This window comes from Variovorax sp. PBL-H6 (genome assembly GCF_901827155.1).
Lineage (GTDB): Bacteria > Pseudomonadota > Gammaproteobacteria > Burkholderiales > Burkholderiaceae_C > Variovorax.
In genome coordinates this window covers 2,524,621-2,540,583 of record NZ_LR594659.1, presented here as the reverse complement: position 1 = coordinate 2,540,583, position 15,963 = coordinate 2,524,621, and the positions used below count along the sequence as shown (strand labels likewise).

Sequence of the window (15,963 nt, the reverse complement as noted above, 5' to 3'; positions counted from 1 at the left end):
CTTGCTGTTCAGGGGCGCTGCATCTTGCAGCTGGTGGGCATTTCGGCGCGTTCGGCAGGAATGGTGCGCACCACGCGGAAGCCGTAGCCGGATCCCTCGACGTCGAACTTCACCCCGGGACTGCCCTGCCGGTCCATCACGCCCACCACCAGGGCCTGCTGGAACTGGTGGTCGGCGGCACGCATGCGGCCGCTCTGCCCGGCCAGGCTGACCTCGGCCTTCTCGAGCGCGCGCGCGACCGCTACCGTATCGACACTGCCCGCGCGCTCGAGGGCCTGTGCCAGCGCCTCGACGAGCAGTTGCATCCGCATGTGCACGTAGTCGTCAGCCGGTCTGGGGAATCGCTCGCGGAACGCACGGTAGAAGCTCTCGGATTCGCGCGTCTGCACGTTGGGCAGCCAGTCGGCGACCGCGACCACCCGCCCGATGCCGGCGTCGCCGATGGCCGCGGGCGCGCCGAGCGCGTTGCCATAGAAGGTGTAGAAGCTGCCATTGAAGCCCGCCTCGCGTGCCGCCTTCACCAGCAGCGTGAGGTCGTTGCCCCAGTTGCCCGTGACCACGGCCTGCGCCCCACTCGCGAGGATCTTGCTCGCATAGGGCGCGAAGTCCTTCACGCGGCCCATCGGATGCAGTTCCTCGCCCACGATCTGCACGTCCGGCCGAAGCTGGGCCAGCTGGCGCTTCGATTCCCGCAGAACCGACTGGCCGAAGCTGTAGTCCTGCCCGATCAGGTACACGCGCTTGAGCGCGGCATCGTTCTTCATCACGTCCATCAGCGCGGTGACGCGCATGTCGGCGTGGGCATCGAAGCGAAAGTGCCAGAAGCTGCAGCGCTCGTTGGTGAGCACCGGGTCGACCGCCGAGTAGTTGAGGAAGAGCACGCGGCGGGAGGCATCGCGCTCGTTGTTCTTCTCGATCGCATCCAGCAATGCCGCCGCCGTCGCGGACGAGTTGCCCTGCAGCACGATGCGCGCGCCGTCGTCGATGGCTGCGCGCAACGCCGACAGTGCCTCCTCGTTCTGGCCCTTGCTGTCGTAGCGGTCCAGCTGCAGAAAGCGCGCGCCGCCCGGCAGCTTGATGCCGCCGCGCGTGTTCACGCGCTCCACGGCCCAGAGCAGGTTGCGGAACACCGCCTCCCCGGTATTGGCGAATGGCCCGCTCAAGCTTTCGATCAGCGCCAGCCGGATCGGCCCGGCAGGCTGCGCGTACGTCGCCGACGCCGTGGCAGCGCATAGCGCCGCAGCCGCAAATTTCAAGGCCGCGCGGCGGCAAATAAAGCTGGAAGAACTCATCTTGAAAGGCGCCTCGCCGCGCCTAAGTGAGGTGGCAAGCGGCACTCTGTTGAAAGGCCGCGCAGTGTAAGGGACACACATTCCCCGTCCCCATTGTGTTCATCCAGGAGTACCCCATCATGTTTTTCGCCCCCGTTCTTCGCACCCCCCGCTTCGTGCCGCATGCGTACGACCGCTTCGTCTCCGACACCTTCGTCGCCACACGCCGCTCGCTCAATGTCGAGCAGGACGACAAGAGCTGGACCGTGACCCTCGACGTCCCCGGCTTCGCCCGCGAGGACCTCACGATCGGCATCGAAGGCGCGGTCGTCCGCATCGAGAGCAAGGCAGAGGCCAACCGCAAGTTCAAGGCCGCCTACGAGCTGCCGCAGGACATCGACGCCGCCGCCAGCGAGGCCAAGCTCGAGAACGGCGTCCTGACTCTGAAGCTCGGCAAGCAGGTCCCCGTCAGCAATGTGACCCAGCTCGCGATCCACTAAGCGCCAGAAGGTGTTTCGGCAAGGCTGAAACACGACAATGTACGTAGGCCGGTAACTCTTTGTTGCCGGCCTTTTTTATTCCTGGCTACAAAATATGTGCCAAGAACGTCACATTTGCGACGTCTTTCAATGCTTTAGTTCCTGACTCGCGCCTGAGCTCGGCTGCGAACGCGGCAAAGAAAAATCACAAGCCTTGATGAAGCACCCATGAAAACGCACCTGAAACTTGCCAGCAACGATGCGCGCTCCGACACCCTGCTGGTGTTCCTGCCCGGGGCTTTCCTGAAGCCCGAGGAATTCGAACGCGAAGGCTTCATCAGTGCGGTCCGGGAACGCGACCTGGCGGCCGACGCCCTGCTGGTCGATGCCGATGTCTCCTACTACTACGACCAGACCTTCATCGAGCGCCTGCACCATGACATCCTCCAGCCGCAGCGTGCCTTGGGGTACAAGTCGCTCTGGCTGATCGGCATCTCGATCGGCGGCTTCGGCGCCCTGATCCACGAATTGGCCAAGCCCGGTGCCGTCGACGGCATCGTGACACTCGCGCCCTACCTGGGCCGGCGGCCGCTCGGCGCCGAGATCCACAAGGCAGGCGGCCTGCGTGCCTGGAAGGCGCCCGAGGGGCCGCCGCCAGACGAGGAAGTCGATCGCAAGCTCTGGCCCTGGTTGCAGCAATACGCCGCTGCGCAGCCGGCCAAGGAATTGCCACCGCTGTACCTCGGCTTCGGGCTGGCCGACCGCTTCGCCGCCAACCACCGCCTCCTGGCCGACGCCCTGCCGGCGGGCCGCGTGTTCACCACGGAGGGCGGCCACGACTGGCCGCAATGGTCGCAGCTCTGGCGCAAGATGCTCGACGTGCTGCCGCTGCCGTCGCACAGCGCCCGGCGGCCTGCGCCTAGCCGAACTGCGGCTCCGGCTCACCCAGCGAGGCCAGTGGCCATCGCGGCCTGACATCGAAGGCGTAGCGATCCGTCGCGGCCTGCAGGCCAGCCTGAAGGCGCATCGCGGCGGCCATTGCGATCATGGCGCCGTTGTCGGTGCAAAGATGCAGCTCCGGGTAGTGCACCCGCACGCCCCGCTTGGCGCAGGCGGCGTCAAGTTGCGCGCGCAGTTCGCGATTGGCACCCACGCCGCCCGCGACCACCAGGCGCTGCATTCCGCTCTGCTCGAGCGCGCGGAGCGATTTCTTCAGCAGCACCTCGACGATGGCCGCCTGGGTCGAAGCCGCAAGGTCGGCCTTGCGTGGTTCCAGCGCGTCCCCTAGCTTGCGCACCTGCGTCAACACTGCCGTCTTCAGCCCGGCAAAGGAAAAGTCGAGATCGCCGCTGTGCATCAGCGGCCGTGGCAGCTTGAAAGCGGCGGGATCGCCCTGCTCCGCCAGCTTGGCGAGCCAGGGCCCGCCGGGATAGGGCAGCCCCATCAGCTTGGCACTCTTGTCGAAGGCCTCGCCGGCCGCGTCGTCGATGGTCTCGCCGAGCAGCTGGTAGCGCCCCACGCCGTCCACCTGCATCAACTGCGTGTGGCCGCCGGACACCAGCAGCGCGACAAAAGGAAATTCGGGCGGGTCGGTACTCAGGAAGGGCGAAAGGAGATGGCCCTCGAGGTGATGCACGCCCAATACAGGCTTGCCCAGGGCGGCAGCCAGGGCACATGCCACGCCCGCGCCGACCAGGAGCGCGCCTGCGAGGCCGGGCCCGCGCGTATAGGCGACGACGTCGATATCGGGCAACCCGCGCCCGGCCTCCGAGAGCACCTGCTGCGCCAGTGGGAGCACACGACGGATATGGTCGCGGCTCGCCAGTTCCGGCACCACGCCGCCGTAGGCCTGGTGCATCGCGATCTGGCTGTGCAGCGCGTGGGCAACCAGGCGCGGCAGTCCGCTGACGCCGGACTCGACCAGCGCCACGCCGGTCTCGTCGCAGGACGATTCGATTCCCAGTACTAGCATGCGGCGAGTTTAGGGGCCCGGCGCGGTCGGGGCACGATTGTTGCTGCATGTCCCTCGGAAGGGCCACGTGCCCGCCCCCCCACCACGATGAAGTCCGGCCTGAGTTTCCTGATTGCCGCGCTGCGATGCGAGATCGACGAGCTCGATCAACTCGCGCGCACCAGCGCACTTGTCGCAACGATCGGCCGCTTGGTCCATACGCTGCAGCGCGAGCGCGGCATCTCGAACGTGCTGCTGGCCTCTAACGGCCGGCGCTTCGCGGCACAACGCGAGATGCAGATCGCCGCCTGCCTTAACGCCGAGCAGGCGGTGCGCGGCGCCTTCGACCAGCTCGATATCGAGGCGGTTCGCATCGGCAACGGCGCGCGCCTGTTCAGCCGCATCGCCTGGGTTCTGCCCGGCATGGACGCGCTGCCTGAACTGCGCCGCCGCATCGGCGCGATGGAACTCTCGGCGGCCGACGCCACGGCCGCTTTCGTCAAGCTGGTTGCCGGTCTGCTGGCAGTGGTCTTCGAGGCCGCGGATGGCGCCACCGACCCCGAGATCTCGCGCCTGCTGGTGGCGATGTTCCACTTCATGCAGGGCAAGGAGTTCGCCGGGCAGGAACGCGCCTGCGGGGCGGCGGCCTTCGCCTCCGGCTGCAATGACGGCGCGCGCCAGCAGCAATGGCTTCACCTCATCGAGTCGCAGGAGCGCTGCTTCCAGGTCTTCGTGGAGTTCTCGGGCGAGGCGCTGGGCGAACTCTGGCGCGCCAGCCAGTCCGCCCCGCAATTGGCCGAGCAGGAGCGACTGCGGCGTGTCGCATGCGCGGCGCCCGCGGGCGTGAGCCTGGATGCGGACTTGAGCCAGGTCTGGTTCGACTGCTGCTCCCTTCGCATGGACGCCATGCAGGCCATCGACGAGCGCCTGGCCACCGACCTGCGCCTTCTTTGCGAGCAGAAGACCGCGCGCGCCCGGGCCGAGTTGCAGGCCCGCGAGGCGCTCTTCGCCCAACTGACGGTCGAGCCCGGCGCGGCCGCCGCAGCCTTCCTCGACGATATGCCGCCCAGCGACGTGCGCAGCATCCCGCCGCGCACCTTGGCCGCGACCGCTCCCATCGGCCGCCACCTGGAACGCTCGGTGCTCGAGATGGTGCAGGAGCAATCCCATCGCCTGCAGGCCATGGGCGACGAGCTCGCGACCGTGCGCGCTGCCCTCAATGAACGCAAGCTGGTGGAGCGCGCCAAGGGCCTCCTGATGGCGCACCGCCGGCTCACCGAGGAAGAGGCCCACAAGATGCTGCGGCGAACCGCGATGAGCCAGGGGCGGCGGCTGGTCGAGGTGGCCGAATCGGTGCTCTCGATGGCCGAGTACCTGCAGGGCGATCCCGTGCGCTGAGCACCGCGGCCTGAAAAGGTGCGCGGCACAACACGCGTGCCCGGCACGCGACAGCAGACAAGTTCAGCCCTACGCCTCTCTACATCAGCTTCTGAAGCTATGAAATCAATAGCAACATGGGGTCGTGGCAGGCATGGCATGCACTTTGCGTAGAGAACTGGCGTAGGCCTTCAAGGCCTCAGGCAGGCGGCATCCAACGGCGGGTGCGGCCGACCGAACCGGACAAGGGCGTCCCCACCTCGCAAGGGCTCGTTTTCGAGCGGCCCGTGCGTGGCGCGGACGCCTTTTGCTTTTGCCTTTCCCGTCTTTGATCTTCGGAGTGCGCCCATGAACGAACTGCTGGAACCGAAACTGAGCCGCCGCCGCGTGCTGCAGACCGCCGCCCTTGGCGTCACCGGGCTCGACCCCGCCCTGCGCGCCGCCGTCTGGGCCGCAGGTTCCGACAAGCCGGAAAAGGAGGAGGTCAAGATCGGCTTCATCCCCCTGACCGATTGCGCCAGCGTGGTAATGGCCTCGGTGCTGGGCATGGACAGGAAGTACGGCGTGAAGATCGTGCCCAGCAAGGAAGCGAGCTGGGCCGGCGTACGCGACAAGCTGGTCAATGGCGAGCTCGACATGGCCCATGTGCTCTACGGCCTCGTGTATGGCGTTCACGTCGGTGTCGGCGGACCGAAGAAGGACATGGCCGTGCTGATGGGACTGAACCGCAACGGCCAGTCGATCACGCTGTCCAAGGCACTCGCCGACAAGGGCGCGGTCGATGCCGCATCGCTCGCCAGGCTGATGGCCAAGGACAAACGCGAATACACCTTCGCCGGCACCTTCCCGACGAGCACGCACACCATGTGGCTCAACTACTGGTTGGCCTCGGCGGGCATCAGCCCGGTCAAGGATGCGAAGGTCATCGTGGTGCCGCCGCCGCAGATGGTCGCCAACATGCGGGTAGGCAACATGGACGGGTTCTGTGTGGGCGAGCCGTGGGGACAGCGCGCGATCATCGACAAGATCGGCGTGACCGCGATCACCACCCAGGACATCTGGAGGGACCACCCCGAGAAGGTGCTGGGCACGCGTGGCGAGTTCGTCAAGGCCAACCCCAACACCTGCCGCGCCGTGATGATGGCGGTGATGGAGGCAGGCAAGTGGATCGATGCCAACCTCCAGAACAAGACCCGGATGGCCGACGTGGTGGCCGAGAAGTCCTACATCAACACCAGCGCCGACGCCATCAACCAGCGCATCCTCGGCCGCTACGAGAACGGGCTTGGCAAGACCTGGGACGATCCCAACCACATGAAGTTCTTCGACGACGGCGCCGTGAACTTCCCGTACCTGTCCGACGGCATGTGGTTCCTCACGCAGCACAAGCGCTGGGGCCTCCTGAAGGAGCACCCCGACTACCTTGCGGTCGCCCGGCAAATCAACCAGATCGACATGTACAAGGATGTCGCCGCCGCGATGAAGGTCAGCGTGCCCAAGGACCCGATGCGCAGCAGCAAGCTGCTGGACGGCGTGGTCTGGGACGGCAAGGACCCGAAGAACTACGCCGATTCGTTCAAAGTCCATGCCTGAGGAGCGCACGATGGTCAGCGCCGTCTTCCATTCCCCCCTCGACACCCGCGGACCGGCAGCGCCCGTTTCGCGCAGTCCGGTCCAGCCCGCCGCGATCACGGCGCCTGCCGCCCAGGACGCGCCGCCCGCAGCGCGTCTGCCACTCGACCTGGGCTGGATCTGGCTGCGCGTGCTGCCGCCGATCCTCGGCTTCGCGCTCCTGATCCTGGTCTGGGAACTTGTGGCGCTGAAAAGCACCACCGGCTTCCCCGCGCCGGGCGCCGTCTGGCAACAGGCGCTCACGGTGTTCAGCGATCCGTTCTACAGCAAGGGCCCCAACGACCAGGGCGTGGGCTGGAACGTGCTGTCGTCGCTCCAGCGCGTGGCGATGGGCTTCGGACTGGCAGCCGTGGTGGGCATCCCCGCCGGCTTTGCAATCGGACGCTTCAGCTTCCTCGCACGCATGTTCAATCCGCTGATCAGCCTGCTGCGGCCCGTCTCGCCGCTCGCCTGGCTGCCCATCGGCCTGCTGGTCTTCAAGGGCGCCAACCCGGCTGCGATCTGGACCATCTTCATCTGCTCGATCTGGCCCATGATCATCAACACCGCCGTGGGCGTGCAGCGCGTGCCCAGCGACTACATGAACGTGGCGCGGGTGCTCGATCTTTCCGAGTGGAAGATCCTCACCCGGATCCTGTTCCCCGCGGTGCTGCCCTACATGCTGACCGGCGTGCGCCTTGCGGTCGGCACCGCCTGGCTGGTGATCGTCGCGGCCGAGATGCTCACCGGCGGCGTCGGCATCGGCTTCTGGGTCTGGGACGAGTGGAACAACCTCAACGTCGCCAACATCATCATCGCGATCTTCGTGATCGGCATCGTCGGGCTGGTGCTCGAGTTCGCGCTGATCCGGATCGCCACCGCGTTCACGTTCGAAGAGGTGAAGGCATGAGTCACACGGCCGCTCCGAAGCCTCATGGCACCGCAGCCCGCAGGCCGGAGGTTTTCCAATGAACGATTCGAAGTACATCGAGATCCATGGCGTCGAGCAGCGCTTCAAGACGCCCAAGGGCAGCTTCCTCGCGCTGCGGGACATCAACCTCCACGTCGCCAAGGGCGAGTTCATCACCCTCATCGGGCACTCCGGCTGCGGCAAGTCGACGCTGCTGAACCTGATCGCCGGACTCACCACGCCCACGCAGGGCGCGCTGCTGTGCGCCAACCGGGAGATCAAGGGGCCGGGCCCGGAGCGCGGGGTGGTGTTCCAGAACCATTCGCTGCTGCCGTGGCTCAGCTGCTACGAGAACGTGTATCTCGCAGTAGAGCGCGTGTTCTCGGCCACCGGGAACAAGGCGCAGCTCAAGGCCCGCACGGAGGCCGCGCTCGCGCTGGTGGGCCTCAGCGCGGCCGCGCAGAAGCGCCCCGGCGAGATCTCGGGGGGCATGAAGCAGCGTGTGGGGATCGCCCGCGCGCTGTCGATGGAGCCCAAGGTCCTGCTGATGGACGAGCCCTTCGGCGCCCTCGACGCACTGACGCGCGCCAAGCTGCAGGACGAGCTGCTGGCGATCGTGGCGAAGACGCACAGCACGGTGGTCATGGTCACGCACGACGTGGACGAGGCGGTGCTACTGTCCGACCGGATCGTGATGCTCACCAACGGCCCGGCCGCCACCATCGGCGAGATCCTCTCCGTCGATCTGCCGCGCCCGCGCAACCGCGTGGAACTGGCAGAGGACCCGGTCTACGTCCACGCCCGCAAGGCCGTGATCGACTTTCTCTACACGCGCCAGGCGCACGTGGAAAAGGCCGCGGCCTGATCAGCCATGAAATCCGCGGCCAACGAAGCCGTGCCTGTTCGGGAAACACCGCGGAACCGGCTTTGCCGGGCCGCTGGTGTTGCCCCCGGTAGGGGGTGGGCGGCTACACGAAGTGAGCCAACCTGGGGGCGAGCAACATCCCCACCGCGGAACCGGCTTTGCCGGGCCGCTGGTGTTGCCCCCGGCAGGGGGTGGGCGGCTACACGAAGTGAGCCAACCTGGGGGCGAGCAACATCCCCACCGCGGAACCGGCTTTGCCGGGCCGCTGGTGTTGCCCCCGGTAGGGGGTGGGCGGCTACACGAAGTGAGCCAACCTGGGGGCGAGCCCATGTCGTCAGGACATGATGACCTGCAGGCTGTGTTCGTATGAAGCGGTGAGGCGGTCGAAGGTATCGACCAGCACTTCGCTGGCGCGCACCAGCTCGATACGGCCCTCCGCGCGCTCCGCCTGGCGCACGCCGCGCACCAGCTTCAGCCATTCGTCGCGCGCGCCGCTGAGCGCCGTGCGGATGTCGGGCGAGCTCAGCGGTGCGCGCTCCAGCTCCAGCAGCGAGGCCTCGAAGGCATCCATGGTCGACGGCAGGTGCGCGCTCCACGCACCGCCGGGCAGCATCGCGGCGAGCAACGCATCCTTGGCCAGCCGCTGCACGCGCATGCGTTGCCGGCCGCAGAGATTGACGATGTGCAGCGCCCTGCGACCACCCGAGGATTCGAGCGCGTCGGTGAGTGCCTCGGCGGCGCCCAGCAAAGCCTCGGCGCTCGCATCGATCGTTGCCAGCGCGGCCGGCGACAGCCGCGCCGACAGCGCGCCGTCCAGTGCCTCCCACGCTGAACGCACGCCCACCAGGGCCTGCACGCTCGTTGCATCCAGCGGGAGCCCGGCCAGGTGATCGAGGTTGTCTTTGACCCGCTCGATCGACTCAGCGCGCAGGACGCGGCTGCGCCGCACCTCCACCCCTGCCAGCATCTGCGCCGCGAGCCGCACCAGGCGCTGCGACAGCATGCGCAACTGGCCGGCCCGATTGATGGCTTCGGCCCACTGTGCCGCCTCCACCACCGAGCGCGACAGTTCGCCGACGCGAAGATTGGCATGCATCGCCGCGCCCCGCAGCAGGCCATAGGCGGCATCCTCGCCGATGCCGCGGGCCGACATCAACAGGCCCTTTGCGCGGTCCACCCACTTGCGCTCGTCCAGGTGGGCCAGCGAGCGAGCCAAGGTGTCGCGCAGCGCGCCCTCGCGCTCCCAGCGGGCCTGCGCCCGCGCCAGCAGCCCGCGCAGGCCCGCTGCATCCAGCGTGTCGGCGCAGGCCCAGGCGTGCACGCCGAGGCCCACCAGTTCCTCGTGCATCCGCGGTTCGAGCGGCTCGCTGACCAGGACGACCGGCTGCGGCGGCGCGCCGGCCCAGGCCTGCAGCACGGCCTGCAGGCGTGGGATCGATGCAGGCCTGTGAACCAGCACCTGCTGCGGTGCGAGCATCGCGGCCTCCTGCACCATCGTGTCGCAGCTCGCCCAGCCGATGGCTGCCGCATCTGCGTCCGCCAGGACCTGGCCCAACACGTCGCGCGGTGCGTCGGGATCGGCGTCGGGAAGAACAAGCAGCAGTCGGATCATGAAAGGCGAATTGCGAACGAGGCAGGCGGTCGCAGCATAGGCGAAGCCGAAGCGCGGCGGCAGGCACGTGTCTTGCGTGATGGAAGGCGCGGTGTAACGAAGCACCGCTTTGGTGAAGTCGCCGGTCTCCATGCCGGCCCGGGTCCCCGCAGGGACTCGCTCACCCCCAGTCCATTCCGCCAGTTTCTGGCGGGACGCTCTCTTTTCATCGCCCATCCACGCGGCCACGCCAAGGCTGCGCGGATGCTTTTCGCATCGCCACAGCCATGACCAGCTTCAAGTCCTTCCTGCGCTCCGGGCACGCACCCACCCTCTTCGCGGCCTTCTTCTACTTCATGTTCTCGTGCTGCATCTGGGTGCTCAACGGCGCGATGGCCCCGTTCATCAGCGAGAGCTTCCAGCTGAACGCCGCGCAGAAAGGGCTGATGCTGTCGATCCCGATCATCGCCGGCGCGCTGATGCGCTTTCCGCTCGGCATCCTGTCCCAGTACATCGGCCGCAAGAATGCAACGCTGGTGGAGATGGGGCTGATCGCCGTGGCAATGCTGTTCGGCTTCTTCATGGTGCACAGCTTCAACGACCTGCTGGCGATGGGCGTGCTGCTGGGCATTGCCGGCGCCAGCTTCGGCGTGGCGCTGTCGCTGGGCTCGGGCTCGTTTCCGCCACAGAACAAGGGCCTGGCCATGGGCCTGGTGGGCGCCGGCAACGTGGGCACTGCGCTGTCGGTGCTGGTCGCGCCGCCGCTGGCGCAATGGCTCGGCTGGCAGGCCGTCTACGGCGTGGCGGCGGTGGCCATCCTGATCCCGATGGCCGTGATGGTGCTGTTCGCGCAGGAGCCGCCGGACGTCGACAGCCACGCGAACCTGCGCGCACACGTGGCCTGCCTGTTCGAGAAAGATGGCTGGGCCTTCAGCCTGATCTACGGCATCACCTTCGGCGGCTTCATCGGCCTCACCACCTTCCTTCCCTCCTACTACCACGACCAGTTCGGCGTGAGCAAGGTGCAGGCCGGCCAGCTGACGATGCTCGCGGCCTTCATGGGCGCGGCGGTGCGCGTGATGGGCGGCTGGCTCTCCGACCGCTGGGGCGGCGTCAACACGCTGACGCTGGTGCTCGTGGTGTCGGCGGTCACGCTGGCGCTGATCGGCCTCTCCTCGAGCTCGCTCGCCCTCACCACGCTGCTGCTCATCGTCTGCTTCGCCGCGCTGGGCGCTGGCAACGGCGCGTTGTTCCAACTGGTGCCGCTGCGCTGGCCCACCACCACGGCGGTGGCCGGCTCGATGATCGGCGAGATCGGCGCCCTCGGCGGCGGGCTGGTGCCCAACGCCATGGGTCTGTCGAAACAGTACCTGGGCACCTACATGTGGGGCTTCATGCTGTTCGCGGTGCTCGCCGCGGTGATGCTCGGCGTGATGCGGGTCATGCAGATCCGCTGGACGCGGACCTGGGCAGAAAAAGGCGGCCGCGCGCGCTCCAACCCGAACACCGCGAGCCACGAACTCGACCGGCCGGTTCGCCCGATGCGCCGCAGCGCCGGACGGTGAAGGCCATGCGCTACAGCACTCTCCTCCTCCGCTCAGCGCGGCAGGAACAACAGCCAGTAGACGAGCAGCGCGTTGAACAGCAGCGACGCGGCCAGCGCGAGCTTCCACAGCAAGGCGGGATCGCGGCGCACGAGCGGCGTGGGGGCCGGTGCGCCGACCGGACGGGCGGCGCCGCGCTCCAGGGCCAGCAGCATTTCCTCGGCGGTCTCGAAGCGCTGATGCGCGTCGCGGGCCACCGCCTTGCGCACCAGGTGGTCGAGCCAGACCGGCACGTCGGGCCGGATGCGCGACAGGGCGGCCGGGTCGCGCCGGTATCGCGCGGCCTGGTAGGGCTCGATTTCGCCATAAGGCAGGCGCCCACAGAGCCATTGGTAGAGCACCACGCCGAGCGCGAACAGGTCGCTGCCGGCGTCGGGCGCGGCGCCTTCCCATTGCTCCGGATTCATGAAGCTGGGCGTGCCCGCATGCAACTCGCGCTGGGCCGCGCCCTCCCGGCCCGAGAGCGCCACGCCCAGGTCGAGGATGCGCCAGCAGCCGTCGTCGCCCAGGTGCAGGTTGCCGGGCTTGATGTCCCGGTGCACCACGCCGTGGCGGTGCAGCCGGCCCAGGGCCTTGCAGACCTGGACCGCCGCCGCGACCACTTCGCCGACCGCCGGCCGCGTGCCGGCCTGCAGCATCTGCTCGATGGTGCGGCCGCCGTGCCAGTCGAACACCGTATAGAGCGCGCTGGCGTCGCCGGCGCGCTCGTGCACGCGCACGAAGCCGTGCCCGCCACGTGCGTACATCGGGCCCCCTTCGGCTTCGGCTGCGGTGCGAGCGCCCTCGTGCGACCGGGCGGCGCCCACGCGCAGACCGAGCCAGGCCTCGTGCGCCAGCATGGCGCGTTCCTCCGGGTCGCTGCCGCGCGATGGATGCAGGGTCTTGATGGCTACCAGGGCGCGGCTTTGCAGATGACGCGCCTGGTAGAGCCGATGGACACCGTTGTCGGCGACCAACGCCGTGATCGCATAGCCGTCGAGCACATCGCCCACCTTCAGCGCCGCGGGCGGCGCGAGCCGGCGTGCATCGCCCAACTCGTCGTGCAGCTGGCGCGCATCCAGGCCCAGCACGCGGATGACCAGTGCGGTCGCGTTGTCGCGGGTGCCGGCCGCGATGGCGGCATCGACCAGCGCATCGCTGGCCTGCTGCGCGCCGAGGACCAGCGCGAGCTCGGCGACGCGCGCCGGCTTGAGCACGCCGTGCACGCCATCGGTGCTGAGCACGAAGCAGTCACCCACGCGCAGCTCGCCCTGCAGGTAGTCGACGCGCACGTGGTCGTCCAGGCCCACGGCGCGCGTCAGGCGGCTGCGCAGGTCGGGATGGTCCAGCGCATGGTCGACGGTCAGCGGCGTGGCGGCGCCCTCGCCCTTGCGCACGCGCCAGGCGCGCGTGTCGCCCACGTGGGCCAGCGTGTAGCTCTGGCCGTGCAGGGCCAGCGCCGTCAGCGTGGTCATGGCGCTGTCGTGGCGGCGGCGCCGGTTGTGGTCGGCCAGCCAGGCGTTCTGGGCGGCGATCAGGCGGTCCATGGCCGCGGTCGGCTCCCAGGTGTCGGGGGTGGCGAAGTAGTCGCCCAGCAGTCCGATCACGGTGGTCTGCGCCGCCTCCAGCCCGTGCCCGCCGGAAGAGACGCCGTCGGCAATGGCTGCGATCAACCCGCGCGACTCCTCGCCGCGCGGCGCATGCACCGCGCCGGCGAAGTCCTCGTTCTGCGGGCGCGGCCCGCGATGGCTGCTGTAGCCGATTTCCACCTCGAAGCTCATGGCGCGCGATTGTCTACGCAGTGCGCCATGCACACCCACTTTGCTTGAGTCCAGAAAGGTCCACCCATGAAGAAGATGAAACTCGTGATGGTCGGCAACGGCATGGCCGGCGTGCGTACCGTCGAGGAGCTGCTCAAGATCGAGCCCGAGCTCTACGACATCACCGTCTTCGGCGCCGAGCCGCATCCCAACTACAACCGCATCCTCCTGTCGCCGGTGCTCGCTGGCGAACAGACGGTCGACGAGATCATCCTCAACAGCTGGGAGTGGTACGCCGAGAACAACATCACCCTGCATGCCGGCAAGAAGGTGACCGAGGTCGACCGCGTCAAGCGCATCGTTCGTGCCGAGGACGGCACCGAGGCCGAGTACGACCGCCTGCTGTTGTGCACCGGCTCCAACCCCTTCATGCTGCCGGTGCCCGGCAAGGACCTGAAGGGCGTGATCGCCTACCGCGACATCGCAGACACCGACTACATGATCGAGACCGCCAGGACGCACAGGAACGCGGTCGTCATCGGCGGTGGCCTGCTGGGCCTGGAAGCCGCCAACGGCCTGATGCTGCGCGGCATGAACGTGACGGTGGTGCACGTGATGCCGTGGCTGATGGAGCGCCAGCTCGACGACGTGGCAGGCAAGCTCCTGCAGAAGTCGCTGGAGGACCGCGGGCTGAAGTTCCTGATCGGCGCGCAGACGCAGGAACTGATGGGTGGCGAGGATGGCCGCGTCAAGGCGATCCGCTTCAAGGACGGGACCGAAGTGGCAGCCGACCTGGTGGTGATGGCCGTGGGCATCCGGCCCAACGTCGAGCTCGCGCAGAAGATGCGCCTGCACTGCGATCGGGGCATCGTGGTCAACGACACGATGCAGACGGTGACCGATGCGCGCATCTACTCGGTCGGCGAATGCGCGGCACATCGCGGCATCGCCTACGGGCTGGTCGCGCCGCTGTTCGAGCAGGCGAAGGTGGCGGCCAACCACCTGGCGCACTTCGGCATCGGGCGCTACTCGGGCTCGCTCACGTCCACCAAGCTCAAGGTGACCGGCATCGATCTCTTCTCCGCCGGCAACTTCATGGGCGGCGAAGGCTGCGAGGAGATCGTGATGAGCGATCCCTTCGGCGGCGTCTACAAGAAGCTCGTGATCAAGGAAGACAAGCTGGTCGGCGCCTGCCTGTACGGCGACACGGTGGATGGCAGCTGGTACTTCAAGCTGCTGCGCGACGGCCGCAGCGTGAACGACATCCGCGACAAGCTGATGTTCGGCGAGTCGAACATCGGCGACACCGGGCACGAGGGCCATAGCAAGGCGGCCAGCATGCCGGACGATGCCGAGGTCTGCGGCTGCAACGGCGTCAACAAGGGCACCATCTGCAAGGCGATCAAGGACAAGGGCCTGTTCACGCTGGAAGAAGTCAAGAAGCACACCAAGGCCAGCGCCTCCTGCGGATCGTGCACCGGCCTGGTGGAGCAGATCCTGATGTTCACCGCAGGCGGCGACTACTCGGCCGCGCCGAAGAAGAAGGCCCTCTGCGGCTGCACCGACACCAGCCACCAGGACGTGCGCGAGGCGATCCTCAAGGAGCACTGGCTGACCCACGCGGAGGTGTACCGCGGCCTGGGCTGGCGCACGCCGAACGGCTGCTCCAGCTGCCGGCCCGCGATCAACTACTACCTGATCTCGACCTGGCCCAAGGAGGCGAAGGACGACCCGCAGAGCCGCTTCATCAACGAGCGCAGCCACGCCAACATCCAGAAGGACGGCACCTATTCGGTGATCCCGCGCATGTGGGGCGGCCACACCACGCCGGACGAGCTGCGGCGCATCGCGGACGCGGCCGACAAGTACCAGATCCCGACGGTCAAGGTCACCGGCGGCCAGCGCATCGACCTGCTGGGCGTGAAGAAGGAGGACCTGGCCAATGTCTGGAAGGACATCGGCATGCCCTCGGGCTTCGCGTACGCCAAGTCGCTGCGGACGGTGAAGACCTGCGTGGGCAGCGAATGGTGCCGCTTCGGCACGCAAGACTCGACCCAGATGGGCAAGGACCTGGAGCGCGCGCTGTGGGCCATGTACGCGCCGCACAAGGTCAAGCTCGCGGTCTCGGGTTGCCCGCGCAACTGCGCCGAGGCCGGCATCAAGGACGTGGGGGTGATCGGCGTCGACTCGGGCTGGGAGATCTACGTGGGGGGCAACGGCGGCATCAAGACCGAGGTGGCGCAGTTCCTGGTCAAGCTCAAGACCTCGGAGGAGGTGATGGCGTATGCGGGCGCCTTCCTGCAGCTCTACCGCGAGGAGGGCTGGTATCTCGAGCGTACGGTGCACTACATCGGGCGCGTGGGGCTGGACTATGTGAAGAAGCGCATCGTCGAGGACGCCGATGGCCGCCAGGCCTTGTGGGAGCGGCTGCAGTTCGCGCTCGACGGCGAGCCCGATCCATGGTTCGAGTCGAGCCAGGCTTCGGTCGACGTGCGGCAATTCACGCCGGTCGCTGTCGTCGACATCGCCACCCAAGCTGCCCATGCCGCCCAAGCTGTTTGAAAG

12 protein-coding genes are annotated in these 15,963 nt (G+C 67.8%); 8 read left to right on the top strand and 4 right to left on the bottom strand.

Annotation, left to right across the window (positions count from 1 at the left end; all coding sequences use genetic code 11):
• Nucleotides 1-8: 8 nt before the first annotated feature.
• Nucleotides 9-1,292 carry a branched-chain amino acid ABC transporter substrate-binding protein gene (locus tag G3W89_RS12050; protein WP_162574304.1) on the bottom strand — a complete coding sequence of 428 codons (1,284 nt, stop codon included), beginning with the start codon at nt 1,290-1,292 and terminating at the stop codon, nt 9-11.
• A gap of 119 nt (nt 1,293-1,411) precedes the next feature.
• Here G3W89_RS12050 and G3W89_RS12045 point away from each other — a divergent pair, with 119 nt between their 5' ends.
• A complete protein-coding gene (locus G3W89_RS12045) occupies nt 1,412-1,771 on the top strand; it encodes an Hsp20/alpha crystallin family protein (protein ID WP_162574303.1) in 360 nt (119 codons plus the stop codon).
• A 207-nt stretch (nt 1,772-1,978) separates the two neighbouring features.
• The gene (locus tag G3W89_RS12040) at nt 1,979-2,725 is read left to right on the top strand and encodes an alpha/beta hydrolase (RefSeq protein WP_162574302.1); all 747 of its coding nucleotides are present in this window, start codon (nt 1,979-1,981) and stop codon (nt 2,723-2,725) included.
• Here the strand turns inward: G3W89_RS12040 and tsaD are convergent.
• Nucleotides 2,670-3,722, bottom strand: coding sequence for a tRNA (adenosine(37)-N6)-threonylcarbamoyltransferase complex transferase subunit TsaD (gene tsaD / locus G3W89_RS12035; RefSeq protein WP_162574301.1), 1,053 nt, complete (start codon nt 3,720-3,722; stop codon nt 2,670-2,672). The genes G3W89_RS12040 and tsaD overlap by 56 nt on opposite strands.
• Nucleotides 3,723-3,809: 87 nt before the next feature.
• Between tsaD and G3W89_RS12030 the strand changes: the two genes are divergently transcribed.
• The 4 genes from G3W89_RS12030 (at nt 3,810) to G3W89_RS12015 (ending at nt 8,464) form a co-directional block, all read left to right on the top strand.
• Complete coding sequence (locus tag G3W89_RS12030; protein ID WP_162574300.1) at nt 3,810-5,099, top strand: nitrate regulatory protein; 1,290 nt, start codon at nt 3,810-3,812, stop codon at nt 5,097-5,099.
• A gap of 327 nt (nt 5,100-5,426) precedes the next feature.
• Nucleotides 5,427-6,671 (top strand): CmpA/NrtA family ABC transporter substrate-binding protein, encoded by a 1,245-nt coding sequence (locus G3W89_RS12025; protein ID WP_162574299.1) that lies wholly within the window; start codon nt 5,427-5,429, stop codon nt 6,669-6,671.
• 10 nt (nt 6,672-6,681) lie between these two features.
• Nucleotides 6,682-7,599, top strand: coding sequence for a nitrate ABC transporter permease (ntrB, locus tag G3W89_RS12020; RefSeq protein ID WP_162574298.1), 918 nt, complete (start codon nt 6,682-6,684; stop codon nt 7,597-7,599).
• A 58-nt stretch (nt 7,600-7,657) separates the two neighbouring features.
• On the top strand, nt 7,658-8,464 hold the full coding sequence (locus G3W89_RS12015; RefSeq protein WP_162574297.1) for an ABC transporter ATP-binding protein: 807 nt from the start codon (nt 7,658-7,660) through the stop codon (nt 8,462-8,464).
• Between the two features lie 334 nt (nt 8,465-8,798).
• On the opposite strand, the gene G3W89_RS12010 is transcribed toward G3W89_RS12015, so the two are convergent.
• Nucleotides 8,799-10,208, bottom strand: a complete 1,410-nt coding sequence (locus tag G3W89_RS12010; protein WP_232076486.1) for a type IV pili methyl-accepting chemotaxis transducer N-terminal domain-containing protein — start codon at nt 10,206-10,208, stop codon at nt 8,799-8,801.
• A gap of 134 nt (nt 10,209-10,342) precedes the next feature.
• Here G3W89_RS12010 and G3W89_RS12005 point away from each other — a divergent pair, with 134 nt between their 5' ends.
• Nucleotides 10,343-11,620: an MFS transporter gene (locus tag G3W89_RS12005; protein WP_162574296.1), complete on the top strand. Its 1,278-nt coding sequence runs from the start codon at nt 10,343-10,345 to the stop codon at nt 11,618-11,620.
• Between the two features lie 32 nt (nt 11,621-11,652).
• Here G3W89_RS12005 and G3W89_RS12000 read toward each other — a convergent pair whose 3' ends face one another.
• Entirely contained in the window at nt 11,653-13,419 is a 1,767-nt protein-coding gene (locus G3W89_RS12000; protein WP_162574295.1) for a bifunctional protein-serine/threonine kinase/phosphatase, read from the bottom strand.
• A gap of 66 nt (nt 13,420-13,485) precedes the next feature.
• Here G3W89_RS12000 and nirB point away from each other — a divergent pair, with 66 nt between their 5' ends.
• The gene (gene nirB / locus G3W89_RS11995) at nt 13,486-15,960 is read left to right on the top strand and encodes a nitrite reductase large subunit NirB (protein ID WP_162574294.1); all 2,475 of its coding nucleotides are present in this window, start codon (nt 13,486-13,488) and stop codon (nt 15,958-15,960) included.
• The last annotated feature ends 3 nt before the right edge of the window (nt 15,961-15,963 follow it).